General features: G+C 39.4%; 17 protein-coding genes and 1 tRNA gene. 16 read left to right on the plus strand and 2 right to left on the minus strand.

Features of this window, described 5'->3' with window-relative positions; all coding sequences use genetic code 11:
* Positions 1-218: hypothetical protein (locus tag ACFE6N_RS17565; RefSeq protein WP_378938557.1), on the minus strand; the 218-nt coding region annotated here is incomplete at its 3' end.
* Between the two features lie 336 nt (positions 219-554).
* On the opposite strand from ACFE6N_RS17565, the gene ACFE6N_RS17570 reads away from it, so the two are divergent.
* From ACFE6N_RS17570 to ACFE6N_RS17580, 3 genes are all read left to right on the plus strand, one after another.
* A tRNA-Thr gene (locus ACFE6N_RS17570) sits at positions 555-627 on the plus strand.
* A 112-nt stretch (positions 628-739) separates the two neighbouring features.
* Positions 740-1906 carry an amidohydrolase family protein gene (locus tag ACFE6N_RS17575; RefSeq protein ID WP_378938559.1) on the plus strand — a complete coding sequence of 389 codons (1167 nt, stop codon included), beginning with the start codon at positions 740-742 and terminating at the stop codon, positions 1904-1906.
* A 335-nt stretch (positions 1907-2241) separates the two neighbouring features.
* Positions 2242-3198 (plus strand): NAD(P)H-dependent flavin oxidoreductase, encoded by a 957-nt coding sequence (locus ACFE6N_RS17580; protein ID WP_378938561.1) that lies wholly within the window; start codon positions 2242-2244, stop codon positions 3196-3198.
* Positions 3199-3273: 75 nt separating this feature from the next.
* Here ACFE6N_RS17580 and ACFE6N_RS17585 read toward each other — a convergent pair whose 3' ends face one another.
* Positions 3274-3639: a hypothetical protein gene (locus tag ACFE6N_RS17585; protein WP_378938563.1), complete on the minus strand. Its 366-nt coding sequence runs from the start codon at positions 3637-3639 to the stop codon at positions 3274-3276.
* A 260-nt stretch (positions 3640-3899) separates the two neighbouring features.
* Here ACFE6N_RS17585 and ACFE6N_RS17590 point away from each other — a divergent pair, with 260 nt between their 5' ends.
* The 13 genes from ACFE6N_RS17590 to sprA all read left to right on the plus strand — a co-directional run bounded on the left by ACFE6N_RS17590 (position 3900) and on the right by sprA (position 24230).
* Positions 3900-4172: an acylphosphatase gene (locus tag ACFE6N_RS17590; protein ID WP_090982922.1), complete on the plus strand. Its 273-nt coding sequence runs from the start codon at positions 3900-3902 to the stop codon at positions 4170-4172.
* 76 nt (positions 4173-4248) lie between these two features.
* Positions 4249-5730, plus strand: coding sequence for a polysaccharide biosynthesis C-terminal domain-containing protein (locus ACFE6N_RS17595; RefSeq protein ID WP_378938565.1), 1482 nt, complete (start codon positions 4249-4251; stop codon positions 5728-5730).
* A gap of 54 nt (positions 5731-5784) precedes the next feature.
* Positions 5785-6216, plus strand: coding sequence for a dUTP diphosphatase (dut, locus tag ACFE6N_RS17600; RefSeq protein ID WP_134204662.1), 432 nt, complete (start codon positions 5785-5787; stop codon positions 6214-6216).
* A gap of 44 nt (positions 6217-6260) precedes the next feature.
* Positions 6261-7958 (plus strand): tetratricopeptide repeat protein, encoded by a 1698-nt coding sequence (locus tag ACFE6N_RS17605; RefSeq protein WP_378938567.1) that lies wholly within the window; start codon positions 6261-6263, stop codon positions 7956-7958.
* Complete coding sequence (locus tag ACFE6N_RS17610; RefSeq protein ID WP_134204664.1) at positions 7936-8727, plus strand: DUF4292 domain-containing protein; 792 nt, start codon at positions 7936-7938, stop codon at positions 8725-8727. The genes ACFE6N_RS17605 and ACFE6N_RS17610 overlap by 23 nt, the downstream gene beginning before the upstream one ends.
* Positions 8728-8902: 175 nt before the next feature.
* Positions 8903-10198, plus strand: a complete 1296-nt coding sequence (locus ACFE6N_RS17615) for a murein hydrolase activator EnvC family protein (RefSeq protein WP_378938569.1) — start codon at positions 8903-8905, stop codon at positions 10196-10198.
* A 46-nt stretch (positions 10199-10244) separates the two neighbouring features.
* Positions 10245-10604: a twin-arginine translocase TatA/TatE family subunit gene (locus ACFE6N_RS17620; protein WP_378938571.1), complete on the plus strand. Its 360-nt coding sequence runs from the start codon at positions 10245-10247 to the stop codon at positions 10602-10604.
* Positions 10605-10614: 10 nt separating this feature from the next.
* Positions 10615-10815 carry a twin-arginine translocase TatA/TatE family subunit gene (locus tag ACFE6N_RS17625; protein WP_029986031.1) on the plus strand — a complete coding sequence of 67 codons (201 nt, stop codon included), beginning with the start codon at positions 10615-10617 and terminating at the stop codon, positions 10813-10815.
* 18 nt (positions 10816-10833) lie between these two features.
* On the plus strand, positions 10834-12252 hold the full coding sequence (gatA, locus tag ACFE6N_RS17630; protein WP_378938573.1) for an Asp-tRNA(Asn)/Glu-tRNA(Gln) amidotransferase subunit GatA: 1419 nt from the start codon (positions 10834-10836) through the stop codon (positions 12250-12252).
* A 209-nt stretch (positions 12253-12461) separates the two neighbouring features.
* Positions 12462-13865 (plus strand): transglycosylase SLT domain-containing protein, encoded by a 1404-nt coding sequence (locus ACFE6N_RS17635; RefSeq protein WP_378938575.1) that lies wholly within the window; start codon positions 12462-12464, stop codon positions 13863-13865.
* 242 nt (positions 13866-14107) lie between these two features.
* Complete coding sequence (locus tag ACFE6N_RS17640) at positions 14108-16429, plus strand: NADP-dependent malic enzyme (protein ID WP_090982935.1); 2322 nt, start codon at positions 14108-14110, stop codon at positions 16427-16429.
* Between the two features lie 6 nt (positions 16430-16435).
* Complete coding sequence (ruvA, locus tag ACFE6N_RS17645) at positions 16436-17020, plus strand: Holliday junction branch migration protein RuvA (RefSeq protein ID WP_090982937.1); 585 nt, start codon at positions 16436-16438, stop codon at positions 17018-17020.
* A 10-nt stretch (positions 17021-17030) separates the two neighbouring features.
* Positions 17031-24230, plus strand: a complete 7200-nt coding sequence (gene sprA, locus ACFE6N_RS17650) for a cell surface protein SprA (RefSeq protein ID WP_378938578.1) — start codon at positions 17031-17033, stop codon at positions 24228-24230.
* Positions 24231-24439: the final 209 nt, after the last annotated feature.

Genomic DNA, 24439 nt, shown 5'->3' on the forward strand with positions numbered 1-24439 from the left:
ACCGACCAGGCTTCAGTAGCGGTCCATCCTTTGTAAGCATCAGATTTTAATGCTGTAGTTACGGGCTCAGGAAGTTCTTCCAATTTAACCGGAGTTTTTACTGCGCTATCTTGAACCGCAACAATTGCAGCGTTTTTCATTGTACTTACTTCACTTGCTTTTACTGTTGAGAATCCTGCTAATGCTAATACTGTAGCTGCTAAAACGAACTTTTTCATAGTATATATTTTTAAATTTAATTTGTGTAACAATACTTGCTTATGTTTCATAATGATGCCAAATGGATTAGTTTAGTTAAGTGGTTGGTTTTTAGATAATTATTTTTGTGCCAAACTTTTAAGGCTGTGGAGTTTGTCTACACTTTGAGGTGAAGCACTACAAGTTTTTGTTTGCTGGTTGCTGATGGCATGCCGGTTTAAACATGGACTACTGACCAAATGGTATTTATAAATAAATATTCTGGATGACCAGAAGCTATTCACTACCTATAGTAGAAAAAATAATTTTCAATTTTTAAAAATGAAGATTTTTTTCTATCATTGCAGCCCGATTAAGCCTCCTTAGCTCAGCTGGTAGAGCAACTGACTTGTAATCAGTAGGTCATTGGTTCGATTCCGATAGGAGGCTCTTTTTTCTTATTCTCATCCTTAGGGCGGCAATTTCCAAACTCAGTCATTACCAAAATAACGCAGACCAGGGAAATATTTTATTTGCTCCGATTATTCCATTAATTTGCGGTATGTTAAAATACTTTTCAGCTGATTGGGTCTTCCCTGTTTCTTCCCCGCCAATTAAAAACGGAGTAGTAGCCGTAAATCCTGATGGCGAAATAAAAGAGGTTTTAGCCGAAGAAGATTGGGTGAACCTTGATTTGGAGATCATTAAGTATAAGGGCGCCATCGTTCCGGGCTTTATTAATACCCATTGTCATTTAGAGTTATCACACCTGTGGGGTCAAATTCCCCGGCAAACAGGTTTGGTAGAATTTGTACAGCATATTATTAAAAGCAGACAGGCCGATGCCGGTCAGATCGATTTAGCTATGCAAAAAGCCGATCGACAGATGTTCGATAATGGAATTGTTGCTGTTGGCGATATTTCCAACCAGATTTCTTCTAAAAAGGTAAAAGAAGGCAGTAAGATTTATTATTATACTTTTATAGAAGCCTTAGGTTTTAACCCGGAACGTGCGAGTGCTATAATGGATCATTTGAGGGAAATTAAGCGCGATTTTGAACCCCTGCCAGCAGCCATAGTTCCGCATGCACCTTATACCGTTTCACCTGAGCTATTTGAATTGATCAGGCAAGAAGCACAAAAATCAAGTGTATTTATCAGCGTGCATAACCAGGAAACCGTTGATGAAAATACTTTTTTTGAAAGTAAAACAGGCGGTTTTTTAAAGCTTTATGAGTTTTTAGGAATGGATCTCTCTTTTTTTGTTCCAACAAATAAAACTTCATTAAAATCCTGGCTGCCTTATATAAAAAAGGAAAAAACATTATTGGTACACAACACGGTTACGAATAAAGCAGATATTGATTTTGCTAAGCAAAGCAATCCCAATTTATACTGGTGCCTTTGTCCGCAAGCTAACTTATATATCGAAAATGCTTTACCTAATGTTGATCTTTTAATAGATGAAAACGTAAAAATCACCTTGGGAACAGATAGTTTAGCCAGTAACCATCAGCTTAATATCCTATCAGAGATGCTCACCTTGCAGAAATATAAACAGGTTTCTTTTGAAAAACTGCTAAGCTGGGCTACCATAAATGGAGCAGAATTTTTGGGGCTTGATCAGCAAATGGGAACCATTGAAGCTGATAAAAAGCCAGGATTGAATTTAATCCAATTATCGGCTGATTTTAAGATTGAAAATGACCTGGTGAGGCGGTTGATTTAAAGAATTATTCATTTTTCTAATAACTTTAAAAACGTTTTTTTTAAAGCATAAACTTATTTCGTCCTAAGTTTTAAGGTTGTATCATCTTTGTGCATTAAAAATAAGCATTTTTAATGTACAAAGTGTCAGTTTCAATCTTTTTAATTCGATTTTATCTTTTAACCTTAAAAAACTAAATTTTTAAGGTTAATTTTAAATTAGCCAACGGATGAGAATTCTTGAAAAAAGAAGTTTAGGCAAAGGCCACTATTTTCTTAATTTAGAATTATATAGAATCCTTTCAGAATCAATTGATACTCACTAATTCTCCTATCATTTATAAAGTAAATTTCCTTATGAACCCCATCTGTAAACTTTTTAATATCAAATACCCGATTATCCAGGCTGGAATGGTCTGGTGCAGTGGCTGGAAACTGGCTTCGGCGGTTTCAAATGCTGGAGGATTAGGCATTATTGGTGCAGGTTCGATGTACCCTGATGTTTTAAGATCACATATTCAAAAATGCAAATTGGCCACTCATCAGCCTTTTGGCGTTAATATACCATTGCTTTACCCTAATATTCAGGAAATTATAGATGTTGTAATTGAAGAGCAGGTGAAAATTGTATTTTCTTCTGCTGGTAATCCAGCAACATGGACCAGTTTTTTAAAAGAAAGGGGTGTTACAGTTGTTCATGTTATTGCAAATACAAAATTTGCGATAAAAGCACAGGAAGCTGGTGTTGATGCCATTGTTACCGAAGGTTTTGAAGCCGGAGGGCATAACGGGAGAGAAGAAACCACTACCATGTGTTTAATCCCGATGATTAAAGAAAAGGTTGAAATTCCGGTTATCGCGGCTGGAGGTATTGGGAGTGGAAAAGCCATGCTGGCTGCATTTGCCTTAGGTGCCGATGCGGTTCAAATCGGTTCTGCTTTTGCGTTAGCCGAAGAATCATCTGCTCATGAAGCATTCAAACATAAAATTATTGCCGCTACTGAAGGAGACACAAAATTGGCCATGAAAAAACTGGTTCCGGTAAGGTTATTGAAAAACGAATTTGCCGATGCTGTTGCCCATGCTGAAGCTACAGGTGCAAGCCCGAAAGAACTGGCTGAGCTTTTGGGGCATGCCAGGGCAAAACTGGGAATGTTTGAAGGTGATATAGAAAATGGAGAACTGGAGATCGGGCAGGTTTCGGCAATGCTGAAAAGTATCAAACCTGCCAGGGTTATACTTGAAGAAATATGGCATGAATTTAAAAATAAATTAGCGCAGCTTGCGCAGCTGCGCAACGAATTGGATAGTTAAGCTGAAGTGTATCAGCCATGCTGCAGTTTATCTCAAAAATCAGGGTAAAACCAAAATAATTTATGACCTGCCAAATTAACGGTACTGGACTTTTTCAAGCAGAGAAACAGTGTGCGAAAGATTTTGGATGATTTTATCTTTAAGTTCAATCGTTTTGTTCTTCTCACTGAGCAGGCTTTTTAATCTTTTGATTTCTTCTGCTGATGCCTGTGTTTCCTTTTTACTGAACTCGGAAAATACCTTGCCTTTTTCGTAGTAGCTAAAAAAATTGTAGCCGAGTACCTCACTCACATTGGCAAGTAGAGAAACATCTAAGGTAGGACTGTTAATAATTTCCTGCGCCTTGATTTTGCTAATGCCCAACTTTTTTGCAAATATGGAAATGGGAATCTCTTTGGTTTTCATTTCCTTCCAGATCATCAGTCCTATATGTACACTCATTATTGTCTCCGTTTTTAAAATTCAAATTACCTAAATGTTAAGCTATTCCCGAAAAATTAGTGCTAATGATAACCAGTCTAATTATAGTTTTGTTTAATGGATCATAACCATTTTTTGCTGTGGTTTTAATTGTTTAATACTCCTATCATAATTCAGACTGAAGATTATCGTTAATCAGTTATATACCTTCGGTAACAGGTGCTGAAGAATTGTGATAATTCATTTACCTTTACAGCGATATTTCAACTTTACAACATTAAATGAAACACCTCAATATAAAAGTAACAGGTAAAGTGCAGGGCGTTGGTTTTAGAGAAACCACTAAAATGATTGCCAACCAGATGATGGTAAATGGTTTTGTAAGGAACGAAAAAGACGGATCGGTTTATATCGAAGCGGAAGGCGAAGATATTTTTCTGGAAGAATTTGTGAACTGGTGCCATGAAGGTCCTGACCGATCGCGTGTTGAAAATGTAGAGGTAAGCAATGGCGAAGTAAAAAACTATCGTAATTTTGAAGTCTTTAAAAAGTAACAAGTATTTTGTATCAAGTAGCAAGATCGCTATCTGTGTATAATCTTGATACCTGATGCTTCTATCGCGATACTAAATGTCTGTATATAAAAAATTTCTTGGACAAACCATGGTTTACGGTATCAGTACCGTTTTTTCCAGGCTGTTCAATTTCATTCTCACACCTATCTATACCGGTGTTTATCAAAAAGGTGTTTATGGCATTTTCACTAATATGTACGCCAATGCATCGTTGATCAATGCAGTTTTGGCCTTTGGTATGGAAAGTACCTACTTTAGGTATTTAAATAAGTTTGAAGACAAAAAGCAACAGGTATATAACAATTCATTTCTTTGCATTGCTTTTATTTCGACACTTTTCTTAGTTACGGGCTTAATTTTTTCCTCTTCGATTGCAGGTTACTTGGCAACAAAAGCATCTGAAATTGCAGATTATAAACAGTATGTGAGTTTCTTTTTATGGATACTTTTTATTGATGCTATTTGCGTAATCCCCTTTGCGAAATTGCGCGCAGATGGTCGGCCATTTAAATACAGTGTTGCCAAATTTTTAAATATTGGCTGCTTTGTTGGTTTTAACCTCGTATTTATTTACCTCATTCCTGCCATCATAAAACACAACTGGGTAGGTGTAGAATGGTTTACTTCATGGTACAGGAACCAATGGATCGGTTATGTTTTCGTAGCTAACCTTATCGCCTCTGTTGCTACCCTGATTTATTTGCTGCCGGAATTTATGAAATTGCAATTACGTTTCGATAGTAAGCTTTTTAGAAATATGTTTTCTTACAGCTGGCCAATTTTAGTAGCAAATCTGTCATTTATTGTAAACGAGAATTTAGATAAGATAGTGCTTAAAAAGCTATTGCCACCTGAAATAGCCGATGGAGAGGTTGGTATTTATGGTGCAGTATGTAAAATAGCAATATTCTTAAGTATTTTTATCACAGCTTTCAGACTGGGTGCCGAACCATTTTTCTTTAGCCATGCAAAAGAGAAAAACGCAAGGAATACCTATGCTACGATTTTGAAGTATTTTGTAATTGCCCTATCTATTCTTTTTGTTGCCATAATTGCCAACATTGAACTACTTAAATTTTTCATCCGTAAACAAGAATATTGGGTAGGTTTACCGGCGGTACCGTATTTGTTATTGGGATACGTTTGCCTGGGTATTTATATGAACCTTTCTATCTGGTACCGACTATCCGATCAAACCCGTTTCGGGCTATATATTTCTGTCGCCGGAGCAATCATTACAATCGTACTTAATATTGTTCTCATTCCACGGTTTAGTTATATGGGGTCTGCATGGGTAAGTATGCTGGCTTATTTTGTAATGATGGTTTTATCATATGTTCTCGGACAGAAGTATTATCCTATTCCTTACAACCTTAAAAAGATTTTATCTTATTTAATTATTTCAACGATCATTGTATTCTGTTCATTTTTTGTATTTAAAAGCAACATTTACATTGGCAATGCAATGCTGATTGCTTTTGTAGCAGTTGTTGCTTATTTTGAGAAAAATGAATTAATGAAAATGTTAAAGAAATAATTGGCCGATGGCCATCTTAGATCCGGCATCTTCAATCTCACATCTAAAAAAAAAATGGAAATAAAAATCATCAATACATCCGGGCATCCGCTTCCACAATATGAAACTGCGCATGCGGCAGGAATGGATTTAAGAGCGGCAATAACCGAAGACATTATTTTAAAACCTTTACAACGGTTGCTGGTACCAACGGGCCTGTTTATTGAGCTGCCGGTTGGTTACGAAGCACAAATCAGACCAAGAAGTGGCCTGGCTTACAAACATGGCATCAGTATCGTAAATTCACCCGGTACTATAGATGCCGATTATCGTGGCGAAATAAAAGTTTTATTGGTAAATTTATCAGATACTGATTTTAAGATCGTTAATGGCGACAGGATTGCACAAATGGTAGTGGCCAAACACGAAACGGTGAGCTGGCAGCCGGTTACAGCACTGGGCGAAACGGCTCGCGGCGAAGGTGGTTACGGGCATACGGGAAAATAGTTTGGAGTTCTCAGTTGGGAGTTTGGAGTTAATTTTTGGATGATATGAAGTATAAGGTGCATTTTCTTATTGGGGCTACTTTGGCCGGCTTCCAGGCTTTTGGGCAGGGGACAGTTACGCCTGCTACCAATCGCGATAGCAATATGGTAAAGCAATTGTTCTTTGCCGGTCTTCGGGAGAAAATGTCTGAAAATTATGTTCAGGCCGCTTCCAATTTCAATAAAATCGTCGGGTTAGATCCTAATAACCATGCTGCTTATTTCGAACTGGCCAACGCAGACCTGCGTTTAGATAAGCTTTTGGAAGCTGAACAGCATATTAAACAGGCCATTAAAATAAATGACGGAAATTTATGGTACTGGCGTTTGTTGGGAGAGGTGTATAAACGCAGCAATAATATGCCCGAACTGATCGGGGTATTTAACCAACTCATCCGTCTCGATCCTGAAAACGACGCCTATTATTTTGATAAGGCCAATGCACAGTTTTTGGCCAATCAGCTGGATGCCGCCAAAAAGACCTATGAAGAAATTGAGGGTAAATTTGGTAATTCAAGAGATCTTGCAAATGCCAGAAAGCGCCTGCAATCTAACGGCAATGCTACAGAAAGTGATATTGTGAAGTTGTTGGAAGGTAACCAGGCGGATGTAAAGAATTATTTATACGCTGCAGGTTTGCTTTTACAAAAAGGGAACGACCCGGAAGCCTTAAAGGTATTAACCAAAGCACAGCAACTTGAACCGAATAATTTTGAAGTAAACCTGGCTTTGGCCGATATCTACCGTAAGCAAAAAAATGATGAAGCAGCCTTTTTATCCTTAAAACTGGCTTTTCAAAGCAATGAAATGCCGCTTGCAGAAAAGGTAAAGATCATTGCCGCACTTTTTCCTAAACTAAACCAGCCTATTGTGGCTAAAAATGCAGCTGAACTGAGTAAGCTGGTTGCAGAGAAAAACCCTACAGAAGCCAAAGCATTGGCCCTTTACGGCGATGTACTCTATCAGCAGAATAACTTGAAAGAAGCATTGTTACAATATCAGGCTGCGTTGCGACTTAATGAGCAGATTTACATCGTATGGGAACAGGTGATTAATATCCAAACGTTGCTTGGACATTACGATGAAGCCCTAAAAGTTGGCGAAGAGGCTTTAAGCATTTATCCTAACCAGGCCAGTTTATATTATTATATGGCTTATGCAGCTTTTAAAACCGGTAAATATGAAGCTGCCCAAAGCAATTTAAAAACCTCGTCACAATTGGATGTAGAGAACAAAAGCCTCCAGGCGCAGATTTATGCACTTCAGGGCGATGTTTACCTCAACCAGAATAATTTTGCACAGGCTAAAACGGCTTTCGAGAAAGCGATTGCAACAGAGCCAGATAATTATCTGATCATGAATAATTATGCCTATTACTTGGCATTGAGAAATGATGACTTAACGAAGGCGGCTAAATATGCTGAAACAGCTGCACATGCCATGCCGAATAATTCTTCCGTTGCAGATACTTATGCCTTCATTCTGTTTAAACAGCAAAAATACGATCTGGCGAAGATATGGATTGAAAAGGCTTTACAAAACAATAGCAGTAAAAACGGTGTTTACCTGGAGCGATATGGAGATATACTTTTTATGAAAGGTGAAAAAGATGCTGCATTAATCCAATGGCAAAAAGCAAAAGAGGCCGGAAACGGATCAGAAGTATTAATTAAGAAGATCAATGAAAAAAAATATTTTAAATAGTGTATTCCTGTTAGGAGCGGTAATCTTTGTTTCAGCATGTAAACCTAAAAAAGAAATTGTAGTGGCCCCTCCTACCAAAACGGAAACCAAAACAGATAATACCAAAGCAGAAGCCTTAACCCTGTTGAATAGCAAACAGCTTAAATTTAATACGCTTTCACTTAAAGCAAAAGCAACTTTGGATATTGCCGGTAATGCGAATGATGTAACCATGAATTTCAAAATGAAAGATAAGGAGACCATTTGGGTAAGCATTACGGCATTGGGTGGAATGGCAGAGGTGGCAAGAGCGTTAATTACGCCTGATAGCATCAAGATTATGAACCGGATGAAAAACGAGTACCTCAAAAAACCGTTCAGTTATGTTTACAATTTTACCAACAAACAGGTTAATTTTAACACCCTGCAGGCCATCTTAACGGGTAATGCCGTGGGCGAGTTTTTAGTTCCGGAATCGGATGTTAAACAGGAGAACGGGGTTTGGGTTGTTTCCGGAAGTAAATCGGAGCTAGATTACAGGTTGCTCTTTAATACACTTTTCAAAGTATCTGAAACCAATTTAAATGATGCTAAAAATGGGCAGGCATTGAAAGTTACGTATTCAGATTATCAAAAATTAAACGAATTTTTATTTCCTGGTGCGCTGAAGATCAAAACGCTATCTAAAGCGAAAACAATAAATATCGATCTTCAATATGTAAAAATTGACGGCAATGTTCCGGTCGATTTTCCGTTTAATGTACCAAAGAGGTTTACGGTTGTAAAATAATAGTAATTACAGTTAATTTTAATAGTTGCCAAAAAACCTGCTGCTTGCATCAGGCAATTTGGCAATCTTTATATTGGATGAAGAATATATGAAGAGGGTTCTGTAATAAGTAATTATGACGTTAGTATCTCAACTTTAGTGTTTTTTACTGTAAAAATTTTATACTTTTGGCTTAATGAAGCTACAGAAACTCCTATTTATCTTTTTTTTAAGCGTGTTAACGATCTCTGCAGTTGCACAAACGGAAAGCCAGCTCAGAAGGAAAAAAGAAGCTATACAACGTGAAATAGAACAGCTTCAAAAGAATTTGAATAAAACGGCCAGTGGTAAAAAGCTTACTATACAACAGATTAATGCCATAAATGCCCAGATTAGGTTGCGCCAGGATAAAATTGGTACCATTAACTCTGAAATAAAAAATCTGGATAATCAAATCTCTCAGAACACAAATACCGTACATACGTTACAAGGTCAGTTAGGCGATCTTAAAAAAGAGTATGCAGGTATGATTCGCTTTGCGCAGCGAAATAGAAATTCGTATGATAAGATGATGTTCATTTTTGCATCAAAGGATTTTAACCAGGCTTATAAACGGATCAAATATTTGCAGCAATTCAGTCAGTACCGTAAAAAACAGGCTGGCTATATAGAGAACACACAGCTAGAACTGAACGGAAAGATTAAGGTGCTGGATAAAACGCTTAGGGAAAAAAGCGATCTGCTGAAAGAGCAAGAGAGGGAGCGTGAGCGTTTGGGAAAAGATAAAAGTGAGCAATCTGTGGTGCTCAATAAGCTGAGTAAGCAGGAGAGGCAGTTTAAACAGGATATTAATACCCGTATCAAACAACAGGCACAGATTGATAAAGCGATTCGTTTAGCCATTCAACGCGCAATTGAAGAAGCAAGAAGAAAAGCAGCTGAAGAGGCACGCATAGCAGCAGCGAAAGCCGCGGCAGAGGCTAAGGCTGCGGCGGCTAAAGCAAAGGCAGAAAACAAACCTGTTCCAGCAGCGCCGGCGGCAGTTAAAGAAAAGAATACCAATGAGCTGCTAACCAATAGTGCCGGATCGGCAAAACTTGCTGCTGGGTTTGAAAATAACAGAGGCCGTTTACCATACCCGGTGTCCGGCACAATTACCGAACACTTCGGTATACACAAGGTAGACCAGGCAAGCATGAATAATGAAGGTGTAAATATTACTGCTTCAGAAGGTGCAGCAGTAAAAGCGGTATTTGATGGCGAAGTTTTAGGTGTCAGCCTTATTTACGGTAAATATGTGGTGATATTAATGCATGGTAACTATTTTACCATTTACCAGAACCTTAAATCGACAAGTGTAAGCAAAGGGGATAAGGTAAGTACCCATCAAACTATTGGGATTTTGGCCAATACAGGAGATATTGCAGAACTCCATTTTGAAATTATGCGTGGCCAGACAAAATTGAATCCGGAAGCCTGGATCAGTAAATAAAAGAATAGTTTTTAAAATGTCTATATTTGTATAAATTATATTAGTGATGTATCAAGGCACGTTATTAGAGTTTTTAAACATGGGTGGATCGGAGATCGTGCTCATTTTGGTAGTAGTTCTGTTGTTGTTCGGGGGTAAAAAATTACCTGAACTGGCAAGAGGGCTTGGGAAAGGGATCAGGGAGTTTAAAGATGCCTCTGACGGTGTAAAGCGTGAGATCCATAGAAATATCAATGCAATGGATCTGGATAAAGAGGAAGCAGAAGAAACAGCACAAAATCACAACCAGCGCCATCATCCTACAGAAGAATCGCCTGTTGATGAGACGGTAACCCCTGGCACAGCGCATACTGAAGCCACTAAGCCAGTTGAGGAGAAAATAACAACAGACAAAGAAAAAGTTTAAACAAAAAGTTATGTTAAATACAACAATAGCAGCAATGCTTGGAACACCAGAAATTATCATTATTGCGGTAGTGGTATTGTTATTATTTGGTGGTAAAAAAATTCCTGAACTGATGAGGGGTTTAGGTAAAGGTGTTAAAGAATTTAAAGATGGTAAAGATGGTGTTGATGGAGATCAGGTAGATCCATCTAACCGTGATAAAACTGTTTAATTGCAATAATTTTAAGTTTTGAAGAAATACAGCTCTCTGAAGGAGATTCAGACACTCATTTCGCAAAAGCAATTAACTTTACCCGATTTATTGGCTTATTATTTTAAGCAAATTAAAAATAATGAACACCTCAATGCATTTAATGAGGTGTTTTTTTTATCGGCCGAAGTTCAGGCGAAAGCGGTACAGCAAAGGATAGAAAATGGAACTGCAGGTAAACTTGCAGGGATGGTAATTGGTATTAAAGATAATATCTGTTATGAAGGCCATATCGTTACGGCATCATCAAAAATGCTTGAAGGCTTTGTATCTCCATATTCTTCTACCGTTGTGCAACGTTTATTACAGGAAGATGCCGTTATTATAGGCCGGTTAAACTGCGATGAATTTGCGATGGGCGGTTCTAATGAAACATCCTACTTTGGGCCGACTAAAAATGCAGCAAACCCGGAGCTTGTTCCGGGTGGATCTTCAGGTGGCTCGGCGGTAGCCGTTCAGGCTGATATGTGTTTAGCTGCACTGGGTACTGATACGGGTGGCTCTGTAAGACAGCCGGCTGCATTTTGCGGACAGATTGGTCTTAAACCTACATATGGCCGTATTTCGAGATATGGGGTGATTGCTTACGCTTCTTCCTTTGATCAGGTTGGCCCCATTACCTCTTCAGTAGAAGATGCAGCCCTGCTTTTACAGGTTTTAGCAGGTGCAGATGATTACGATTCAACAGTTTCTCCTCTTACCGTGCCTGATTATCCTGTTTTGTTAAATGAACAGAAAAAACATAAGATAGCGGTATTAAAGGAAACGATAGAAAGCGAAGCGCTTGATCCTGAAATCAAATCTGCTATTTTAAAATCAATTGAGCAGCTCAAAGCTGATGGACATACGGTAACGTATGTTTCTTTTGATCTGCTGGATTATCTGGTGCCGGCATATTATATTTTAACAACTGCCGAAGCTTCATCAAATCTTTCGCGTTACGACGGCGTTCACTACGGATACCGTAACATGGAAGCAAAATCCCTAAATGAACTTTATAAATTATCCCGGGCCGAAGGCTTTGGCGAAGAAGTTAAACGTCGTATCCTTTTAGGTACTTTTGTTTTAAGTGCAGGGTATTACGATGCTTATTATCAAAAAGCACAGCAGGTACGTCGGCTGATCAGAGAAAAAATGGATGTTTTATTTCAGGATTATGACCTGATTCTATCTCCTGTGGCTCCAACAGCAGCTTTTAAAATAGGTGATCACCTGCAGGATGCACTGGTGATGTACATGGCCGATATTTTTACAGTGCTACCATCTTTAAGCGGAAATCCGGGGATTGCTTTGCCAATAGGCAATAATGAGGCAGGTTTACCGTTAAGTATACAATTTACAGCCAAACATTTTGAGGAAGATAAGCTTCTGGCTTTTTCTCAGGCATTTTTATCATAGTTTTATTGTCATTGAAATTACGCACAATTTTTAATGCAAACAGCATTATAATCAAGTATGGCAATGACATTTTATTAACTGCTTTCCAGGTATAGTCTGGAAAGTGCGCAGTTTTCTCTCAATCTTTTTTATTGGAAAGAAGAAAGAATCTGCATAAAGGTTTTGTAGGAATGCAAGCCATGGTTAATGAAAATTTGAACCAATAGCCCATGATTAAAAAATTACTTTTTGCTTCAATTTGTGCTTGTTTAGGAATTATTTCTTCCTCTTCTGCGCAGCAAACGCTCAAGCTGGATAGCCTGCCAAAGATTCGTAACAATATCTTTATCAATACTGATACCGTAGCCGTACCGGCTGTTTCCGAAAACCCATTGACTATGGGGCAGAACTTTATTTATAAGCTCCGGCTCGATTCTATTGCCAAAACAGTACCCCTTCCCTATAACGAATACGTTCAGCAATATATTGATATTTATGCCAAACGTAAAGACATGTTTGGTAAAATGATGGGTTTATCGAGTTACTACTTTCCCATTTTTGATAAAGCATTAAAGGATTACAATATTCCGCAGGAAATAAAATACCTTACCATAGTAGAATCGCAGATGAATCCGCACGCGATTTCGAGAGTGGGCGCTACAGGTATCTGGCAGTTTATGTTCGGCACAGGCAAGGCTTACGGCTTAAAGATGGATAATTTTGTTGATGAACGGAAAGATCCAATACAGGCCAGTTATGCTGCGGCAGCTTATTTTAGAGATGCTTTTGAAGAACTTGGCGATTGGCTGCTGGCCATTGCTGCCTATAACTGTGGAAAGGGAAATGTGAACCGGGCCATTGATAAAGCAGGATCAAGGGATTTTTGGGTAATCAGACAGTTTTTGCCCAAAGAAACCAGAAATTATGTGCCAGCCTTTATTGCTGCGGTTTATGTAATGAACTATTCTCACAAACACCAGATTACGGCACAGGCCTCGAATATGTTCCTCAAAACCGATACCGTACAAACTACGCGGTTTGTATCTCTGGCTACCTTGGCCAGGGTGCTTAATATTGAAGAATCGGCTATGATGGCTTTAAATCCATCGTATAAGAAGAAGATTGTTAACGGCACCGATGATGAACCAAAGCGTATTGTAATGCCAAAGTTGAGGGATATCGATTATGCAGGTATTTATGATGTGCTGAACAACCAGGAAGTAGAGGTTGACATGAAAGTGGTGGCTGCCAGTACCGATGATGTCCGGGATTTAAGAAAGCAAAAGAATAAAAGCGTAACTGCATCAGCTGTAGTTTTTCATAAAGTAACCTCAGGACAAAGTTTAACCACAATTGCTGATAAATTTGGTGTAGAAGTACAAGATTTAAGGGTTTGGAATGGTTTAAAAAGCAAAACACTCGTGCCTGGCCAAATGTTGAAGATTTATGCCAAAAACCACAAACCATTAAAAGCGCCATCATCGTTTTTCAGTTATAAAGTGAAAATGGGCGATACCTTATCGGAGATTGCAGAGCGATTTGACGGGGCAACCGTACAAAGTATCAGAAGAGATAATAATTTGTCAAAAGCCGGTTTACAAGCTGGGATGATCCTGAAAATCAGCAAAGGATAATTCACAGCCTATCTGGAATCTAATATTTATATTTAAAGGAATAGCGGTGAAATTTCTTTGGGGCAATATTGCTGCCATAACGGAGTCCATCGGTAAAGGAAGTCAGGCCGCTTGCTTTTCCCATTTAATTCAGAAACTAAACTTCAATCTCTTAACTGCCCATTCACTTTTTTTGAACGGCTTTTTATTTTAAGCCTCATAAAAAGAATTGTACCTTTGCGCCGTCACTAATAAGTTACTTAATGAGTAATACGAATAGAAAGCAAGATGCGTTGGATTACCACTCGCAAGGCCGTCCGGGAAAGATACAAGTAGTACCTACTAAGCCAACAACATCACAAAGGGATTTAACCCTGGCATACTCTCCAGGAGTTGCAGAACCTTGTTTAAAGATAGCAAACAATACAGAGGATGTTTACAAATATACCGCTAAAGGTAATTTAGTTGCAGTAATCAGTAACGGAACAGCTGTTTTAGGGCTGGGCAATATCGGTCCCGAAGCGGGCAAGCCCGTAATGGAAGGCAAAGGTCTTTTATTTAAAATATTCTCCGACATCGATGTGTTTGATTTGGAGCTGGATACTGAAAATGTAGATGATTTTGTAAAAATCGTTAAAGCTTTGGAGCCAACCTTTGGAGGGATCAATCTGGAAGATATCAAGGCGCCTGAATGTTTCGAGATTGAGCGACGTTTAAAGCAGGAGATGAATATCCCTGTAATGCATGATGATCAGCATGGAACGGCCATTATTTCTGGGGCAGCATTATTGAATGCCTGCGAAATCCAGAAAAAGAAAATAGATAAAATTAAGGTTGTGGTAAGTGGCGCAGGTGCTGCCGCAGTTTCCTGCTCTAAAATGTACCTGAGCTTAGGAGTTAAAAAAGAGAACCTGGTGATGTTCGATATCAATGGATTGATTGATATCCACCGTACGGACCTGGATGATATCCGAATGGGCTTCGCTACCACAAGGAAGGATATTGCCAATATTGGAGAAGCCATGAAAGGGGCAGATGTTTTTATCGGACTTTCGGCAGCAAACGTTATTTCCCCGGACATGTTGATGGGGATGGCCAAAAACCCGATTGTTTTCGCAATGGCGAATCCAAATCCTGAGATCGCCTACGATCTGGCCATCAAAACCCGTAAAGATCTGATCATGGCTACAGGCCGTTCTGATTATCCGAACCAGGTAAATAACGTGCTGGGTTTCCCTTATATTTTCCGCGGAGCGCTCGATGTTCGCGCAACCAGCATTAATGAAGCCATGAAAATTGCTGCAGTTAAGGCAATTGCCGAATTGGCTAAAAAATCAGTTCCTGAGGCGGTTAACCTGGCCTACAATGCACGAAACTTAAAATTCGGACGCGATTATATTATTCCAAAACCTGTTGATTTTAGGTTGATTACCGAAGTATCAACGGCTGTGGCAAAAGCTGCAATTGAAAGCGGCGTAGCCAGAAAAATTATTACCGATTGGGATGCCTATAATGAAGAACTCAGGAAACGTTTGGGTTTGGATGATGCCATTATGAGAGCGGTTACAACCAAAGCGAAAATGGATCCTAAACGGGTGGTGTTTGCAGAGGCTGATAATTATAAAATTTTAAAAGCTGCCCAGATCGTCAAAGATGAAAATATTGCCATTCCGATCCTATTGGGTAACCGCGAAAAAATACAGGCGATTATCGATGAGCATGCTTTGGAACTCGGGGGCGTAGAGATCATCGATCAGATGCAGAATCCTGAAAAAACCAAACAATATGCAGAAGCACTTTTCAAAAAACGCCAGCGAAAGGGGGTTTCTTCTATGCGCGACGCGACAAAGCTATTAAGAGACCGTAACTACTATGGTGCTTCGATGGTTGAATTTGGAGAGGCTGATGCGATGATTTCGGGTTTAACTAAAAATTACGGCGCTACCATTAAACCGGCCCTTCAGGTAATCGGTGTGGAACCAGGTGTTAAACGCGTTGCCGGTATGTACATGATGATGACCAAAAAAGGTCCTGTGTTTTTTGGCGATACCACTGTAAACGTAGATCCAACGGCAGAGGAATTGGTAGATATTACTTTGCTGATCGATAAATCGGTTAAACAGTTTAACATTAAACCGCGCATTGCTTTATTATCGTATTCAAATTTTGGTTCTAACGATGGGATAACTCCCAATAAAGTTAGGGAAACCGTAAAGCTTCTTCATAAAAACTATCCCGAAATTGTAGTGGATGGAGAAATGCAGGGGAATTTTGCCATCAACAATGAATTGCTGCAGGATAATTTTCCATTTAGCACTTTGGCAGATGCCCCGGCCAATACTTTAGTGTTCCCAAATCTGGAATCCGGAAACATTGCATACAAATTGTTACAAGAGCTTGGCGGTGCCGAAGCAGTGGGTCCAATCCTGTTAGGACTGAATAAACCTGTTCATATTGTTCAATTAGGTAGTTCTGTACGCGAAATTGTTAATATGGTTACCATAGCTGTTGTAGATGTGCAGGGAAAAGAAGAAATTGCAACATCGAAACGAAAAGGTATATTTGGGAAAACAACTAAAAAGTAATATTACATGTACGCCTATATTGATGGTAGATTGACATTCAAGAACCCGGCTTATGTTGTGGTTGAGGCCGGAGGTATAGGCTATCATATCAATATCTCATTAAACACATACAGCGCTTTGGGCGATGCAGAAAGGTGCAAATTATATACCTGGCTGCATGTAAAAGAAGATGCACATACATTATACGGCTTCGCTGATGAGGGCGAACGCCGTTTATTTTTACATTTAATTTCGGTATCGGGCATTGGTCCAAACACCGGGAGGATGATTTTGTCCTCCATCACACCAATAGAGATTCAAACTGCAATTGTTAAAGCAGACCTGCCACTGATACAGCGGATAAAAGGCTTGGGTGCAAAAACCGCACAACGCCTGGTTTTAGAACTACAGGATAAATTAAAAAAAGAAGGGGCAGATTCATTAATTTCTATGCCTCAACACAATACTGTTAAAGATGAAGCGTTATCAGCATTGGTAATGCTCGGATTCGCCAAACAAACTGCCGAAAAAACTATAGACCAAATATTAAAAGTGACAGAAGGAAGCCTTTCGGTAGAGCAACTAATTAAACAAGCTTTGAAAACTTTATAGATTAACGCCTTTGAAGAGAATATCTACATTTCTTTTTCTCATTTCTCTCTTTTTAACTGCTTCTCAAACTACTTATTCTCAGGTTGTTGCAGGCAAAACGGATACGGTTAAGCCTAAAAATAACTTCAGCCTGCGTGAAAAAGAACAATTAGGGATTGGTTCGGCAGTTCATCCATTTTATCCATCTCCAAGTAATTTAAAACGAGTTGTAGAATACGACGCGAAGAATAAACGTTATGTGGTTAAGGAACTGATAGGAGAAAAATTTGTCCTTAATACCCAGTATTTAACCATTGATGAGTACCAGCGCCTGATAAACAGTGAAATCAAAAGGGGGAACTGGCGTAGTATTTCCAATGCTGAAGTAAGCGATTACAGAACTACGGGCATTATTCCGAAAATCCAGGTAAACAGTAAAGCTTTTGAAAAACTATTCGGAGGTACAACAATTGATATTCAGCCTCGTGGCGAGGCCGAACTTACTTTTTTAGGCAGGATAAATAAAAACGAAAACCCACTTTTTAACGAAAGGCAAAGGGTACAGACCAATTTCGATTTTAACCAGAGGATCCAGATGGACCTTGTTGGAAATATCGGTACCAAGCTGAAAATTAAAAGTAATTACAATACCGAAGCACAGTTTGATTTTGAAAATCAGATCAAACTGGATTATACAGGAGGCGTAGATGATATTATTCAGAAAATAGAAGCGGGTAACGTAAGTTTGCCTTTAAATACCTCATTGATTACCGGAACACAGGCGCTTTTTGGTATAAAAACGCAACTTAAATTTGGACGTTTAAACGTAACCAGTGTTTATACTCAACAAAAATCGCAATCGAGAGAGATTAAAATTACCAATGGCGCACAGCAAAATACCACAACATTAAGCATTGATAGCTACGAAGCCAATAAACACTATTTCCTATCGCAATATTTCAGAAATAATTATAACAGGAACCTGGCCAACGCACCCATTATCACTTCACCTATTCAGATTACTAAAATTGAAGTTTGGATTACCAATAAGGCAGGGAGTACAACCGACTCCAGGGATGTATTGGGCTTAATGGACCTTGGTGAAAATGTTCCTTTTAACAATGTATTGATTACAGGTGGAACCTCAGGCTTACCGGCAGGAACTACCGCTACTGGTTTTGCACAACAATCAAACAACCTGATCTCGCAGTTAAACGCTTATCAGGGCGGAGCAATCAGGCAGACAAATTCTAATGCAGTCCTTTCTTTCTTCCAAACAACCCCAGCTAACAGTAGCAATACCGATAACTTTGCCAAACTGGTTTATGCCAGAAAGTTAACAGAGCGCGAATTTACCTTTCAGCCACAGTTGGGGTATTTATCATTAAACAACCCGCTAAATGCCGATGAGGTTTTAGCTGTTGCCTACCGCTATACCTATAATGGTGTAGAATATCAGGTAGGTGAGTTTTCTACCGATGTTCCTTTTGATGCGGCTAATCCAAAAATGCTTTATGCTAAGTTGTTAAAGAACGAAACGACCAAGATACAGCTGCCAACCTGGGATCTGATGATGAAAAATATTTACTCCATTGGTGGGTACCAGATTAGCAGTCAAAATTTTAAACTTGATATTTACCGTATTGATAATGAAACAGGGGTGGATAATCCGGTCATGACCGAAGGTCAGAATACGGCTAACAAGCAGTGGATTAACCTAACTGAATTTGATCGTCTGAATCAGCAGAACGAACGGAAACCTGATGGAGTTTTCGATTTTGTGGCAGCAAACAATGCTTTTGGATCTTATTCTACAGCAAGTAATGCCAATCAGGCCAGTATGTTCGGTGTAGGCAGCAACGGACAAACCTCATTGGTTACCAATACCAATGCAGGTTATATTACCATCGATCCGGCAAATGGAAGAATTATTTTTCCGATAATTGAGCCCTTTGGTAAAGATCTGGCTGCAAAGTTTTTGCCGAGTGAACAGGCGTTGATTAATAAATATACATTTACGGCACTATACGATTCAACACAAACCATTGCGAGGCAACTATTCCAAAACCAGAACAGGTATACCATCAGGGTAAATTACCAGTCTGACATTTCTTCTGAATTCAGCTTGAATGCCATCAACGTTCCGGAAGGCTCGGTAAAGGTTTTTGCAGGAACGATGCCACTAACAGAGGGCGTAGATTTTACAGTCGATTATCAGGGTGGCCGGGTAAGCATCATCAATCAGGCACTTCTGGTATCCGGTCAACCCATCAGGATTACCACAGAAAACAGTGAAACCTTTGGTTTGCAGCAACGGTCGCTTTTCGGAACCCGTTTAGATTATCGTGTAAATAATAAATTAAATCTCGGCGGTACAATAATGAACCTGACCGAAAAACCTTTAACCCAGAAGGTAAACATTGGAGAAGAGCCTATTTCCAATACCATTTGGGGAGCAGATATTAATTATAGTTCACCGTCAAGATTTTTAACAAAACTGGTCGATAAACTGCCGTTCATTTCAACCAAAGCGCCATCAAGTGTAACATTTTATGGTGAATTTGCGCAACTGATTCCTGGTCATCCGCGAGCGCTGAATTTTGCAGGCAGTAAAAACGGGGTAAGTTATCTGGATGATTTCGAAGCTTCAAGATCGGTAATCGATTTAAAAAGTGCTATCGCCTGGCAACTATCCGGTACACCACAGCTTTTTCCGGAATTTAATAAATCCAACGATTTATCATACGGTTATAACCGGGCGAGGATCGCATTTTACAATATCGATCCAACTTTTTACAATTCAGCCGCTTCTACTACGCCTGCCAATATCAGGGGCAACCGCACCGAACTTTCCAATCACTACGTAAGAGAGGTAATTGAACAGGAGGTTTTTCCATTTAAGGAAACCGCAACAGGGCAGGCTTTAAACATTACCACTTTGGATGTGGCCTTTTATCCAACTGTTAGGGGGCCATATAATTTCCGTACTACTGATTTCAGGCCGGATGGAAGTTTGTTGCAGCCCAGGAACAGTTGGGGCGGTTTTCAGCGTAAAATCGAAACCAATGATTTTGAAGCCTTAAATGTTGGCTTTATCGAATTTTGGGTAATGGATCCATTTATTTATAAACCGAATTCGGCCGGAGGTGATATTTATTTCAACCTCGGAAACATATCAGAGGATATTCTGAAAGATGGTAGAAAATCTTTGGAAAATGGTTTGCCTGCTACAAACGATCCGAGCAAATATGATGAAACCGTTTGGGGGCGTGTGCCGAAACTACAACCCGTAGTGCAGGCTTTCGATAATGATCCAAATTCACGTAGGGCTCAGGATGTAGGTTTGGACGGATTATCAGATGCTGATGAGAAAGTAAAATTTGCTGCGGCAATTACGCAGATCAAATCGCAACTGAATGCAACAGCTTCGGCAGCAATTGATGCCGATCCATCATCAGATAACTACACCTATTTCAGGGGACCGGCATTAGATCAGATCAATGCAGGTATTCTTAAGCGTTATGAAAAATACAACGGAACAGAAGGAAATTCTAAAACATCACAGCAGTCGCAGGAAGAATTAGGCCTTGAAAACTCAGCATCCACTTCGTTACCGGACGGGGAAGACATCAACCGCGATAATAACATGACGCAAAGCGATGAGTATTTTCAATATAAGGTTTCCATGCGCCCAGGTGATTTAAATGTTGGACAGAACTTTATTACTGATAAAGTCACCTCGCAGGTGAGACTGGCCAATGGAAACACGCAGGCCGTTTCATGGTATCAATTCAGAATCCCGATCAGCCAGTATCAAGATCGTGTGGGCGGTATCCAGGATTTTAAATCTATCCGTTTCTTTAGGATGTTTATGACCAATTTTGCTGATACTGCCATAATGCGTTTTGCGAAGTTGCAATTGATCCGTGGGGAGTGGAGAGAGTTTAACGCTGCTAACCAGGCTTCGCAAGTAATTGTAGACCCATCTTTACCTGCACTTACTCCTGATAATTCTACCATTGAAGTTTCGACGGTAAATATTGAAGAGAACGGCAAACGTTCACCAATTCCATATGTAACGCCTCCTGGTATTCTTCGCGAGCGAGACTATAGCAATTACCGGGGCGATACACGTTTAAATGAGCAATCGTTATCGGTTACCGTAAAATCGTTAAGAGATGGTTACGGTAGAGCCGCATTTAAAACAGCTTACAGTGATTTTAGGTCTTATAAACATCTGGAAATGTTTATTCATGCTGAAGCGGTTAGTAACCAGGTTTTGAATGATAATGATGTTGCAGCGTTCTTGCGGATTGGTACCGACAATCAAGACAACTATTATGAATATGTAATTCCGTTAAAGGTTACTAACCCCGGTACAAGAGATGCCGATGCCATTTGGCCTGAAGCCAATAGAATGGATATTAACTTAACGCTTTTTCAGAATGCTAAGTTAGCCCGTAACGTTGCCAAACAAGCGAACGGGCAGCCATGGCCTACAAATGTTCCCTTTACCTATACCGACGGAACAAGGACAATCATTGTTAAAGGGCAGCCTGATATGAGCAAGGTTCGGGTGTATATGGTGGGTATTAAAAATCCGCTCCGCGCTGCCAATGATGAGCAGAATGATGATGGTCTTGATAAAAATGCACTGGTTTGGTTTAATGAATTAAGGTTAACTGAATTTGATGAAAGAGGCGGCTGGGCAGCCACAGGAAGACTGAACCTGAAACTGGCCGATTTTGCAGATGTAAATATTTCAGGAAGTAAATCGACCATTGGTTTTGGATCTATTGATTCGAAAGTGAGCGAGCGGAACCGCGCAGACAATGTATTGCTTGATGTTTCTTCAGCTATGGAATTGGGCAAGTTCCTGCCACAGAAATCGGGTGTGAAAATACCGATGTTCGTGAATTACTCTAAACAGGTTTCTACGCCGCAATTCAATCCAAGGACACCAGATATTGAGCTCAAAAATGCATTATCACAATCTACCAAAGAGCAAAAAGATTCGATTTTAAATTTCGCACAGGATTATACCATTAGGAGGGGCATCAACTTCACCAATGTTAGGAAGGAACGTACCAATACCAGTAAACCTGCCCAACTCTGGGATATTGAAAATTTTGCAGCAAGTTATGCTTATACCCAATATAATCATCGTGATTTTATTAATCAAAACAGCATTCAGAATACCTACAGGGCATCGTTACAGTACAGTTATTCAAAAGAAGCCAAAACAATAGCCCCTTTTGAAAAGATTATAAAATCGAACATGCTGGCTTTGTTAAGGGATTTTAACTTTAGTATTTTTCCTAGTGCCATTAATTTCAGAATTGATGTAGACCGTTTATATTCAGAAAATACCTTGCGGAATAACGATCCGAACAATACCATTGGGCTTTACCAGAGCGGATACGGCACTACCTTTAACAAAAACTTTACCATGAGCCGTGTTTATGGTATTGCGTGGAACCTTACACGTTCATTACAGCTGGATTTTAATGCCACAAATTATTCGATTATAGATGAACCGGATGGCAGAATTGATGGCATTAAACGTGATACCGTTTGGCAGAACCTAAAGCGCTTAGGACGTACAACCGATTATAACCACAACTTAAACGTTACCTATAATTTACCGATTGATAAAATACCGGGACTAAACTGGGTGACCGTAAAAACCCGTTATGGAACCAACTTTAACTGGCAAACGGAGCCGCTATCTACCTTACGCGATCCGAATATAAATTTGGGTAACACGGTACAAAACAGCAGAACCGTTCAGGTGAACCCAACGTTAAACCTGACTGCGCTATACAACAAATTTGGCTTTATCAGAAATGCCGGGAATGATCAGGATGGGAGCAAAGCGAAGAACTTTTTTATCAATATCTTAACCAGTTTAAAAAATGTTAATGCCAGTTTTGTGCAGACAAAAGGTATTTTTCTGCCAGGTTATATGCCAGCAACACAGTTTTTTGGTATTGACAGGGCTACAGGTGCGCCTGGTTTGGGGTTCGTTTTTGGTAGTCAGCGCGATATCCGCGAGATGGCGCTTGGCAATGGCTGGTTAACAACCGATACCTTACAGAACCAGTTATATGTTAATACACTGCGCGAAGATTTTCAGTTTACAGGCTTGGTTGAACCGTTTAAAGATTTACGGATTACTTTAAAAGCCAATAAAGCACAGACCAGAAATTTCAGTACCAATTTTAGGTATGTGGCCAGTGCATCATCATTTGAGAATCTGAGTGCAATTACTACAGGCGATTATAGTGTATCATACATCGCTTTGGGTACGGCGTTTAAAGAAAGCAACTCCACTATTGTCTCTGAATTATTCAATCAGTTTATGGCTAACCGGATAATTATTTCGAGAAGGCTGGGCGCGCAAAACCCAAATTCGGCCGGCATTAGTGGAGGGTACGCAGATGGATACGGCAAGGAAAGCCAGGATGTAATTATCTCTGCTTTTATGGCTGCTTATTCTGGCAAGGATGCCGGCAGAACAAAAATGAATGCTTTCCCTAAAATACCACTTCCAAACTGGACCCTAACGTATAGTGGTTTAACCCGTATTCCGTTTATTGCAGATCAGTTTTCATCTGTCGATATCCGTCATGGCTATCGCTCAGCTTATAATATTAATGGATTTAATACCTTGTTGCGTTATCAGGAAACGAACGGCGCCGTTAGCAGTAGAGATGTGAATAATAATTTTTTACCTGAATACCAGTTTGCTCAGGTAACCATTTCCGAGTACTTTTCTCCATTGGTTGGTGTGGATACCAGATTTAAAAATAACCTCACTGCTTCTTTCGAATTAAACCGGTCGCGTTTGCTGGGGCTTAGCCTGGCGAACAGTCAATTGGCGCAGTTGTCTGAAAATAATATGGTATTGGGCCTGGGCTATCGCACCAATAAATTCCGTTTTCCATTCGGATGGTTTAAAAGCCTCAAAATGGATAACAATATGGATTTTAAATTGGATGTGGCCATCCGTGATAACAAAACAGTTATCTATCGTGCCGATGTCACTGAAGCAGAAGTATCTTCGGGAGCCAAGAATATTACCTTAAGGCCGAGTGTAGATTATGTGTTAAATCAGAAATTCAATATCAAGTTATTTTACGATTCGAATATTACAAAACCTTATACTTCGCAGACCTTTAATACCTCTTTCAGTAATTTTGGTTTTAGCTTAAGGTTTACATTGAATTAGGGATAAGTAATCTCGCAATAGTGGAATCCTAAAAACTGAACTTGATTACGACCGAGCTATTGAAATTCTTGACGAAATTTTTGATGTTGAGCCTGAACACGGAATGTTTTCTGAGGTAGTATTGCTTGACTTTTTTGTTAGTAGAAATGAAGACATCTGAAGCAAATTACCGCTTCAGCATGGTAATACATGAATAGGCTTAGCTAAAT

This window comes from Pedobacter sp. BG31 (genome assembly GCF_042464845.1).
GTDB lineage: Bacteria > Bacteroidota > Bacteroidia > Sphingobacteriales > Sphingobacteriaceae > Pedobacter > Pedobacter suwonensis.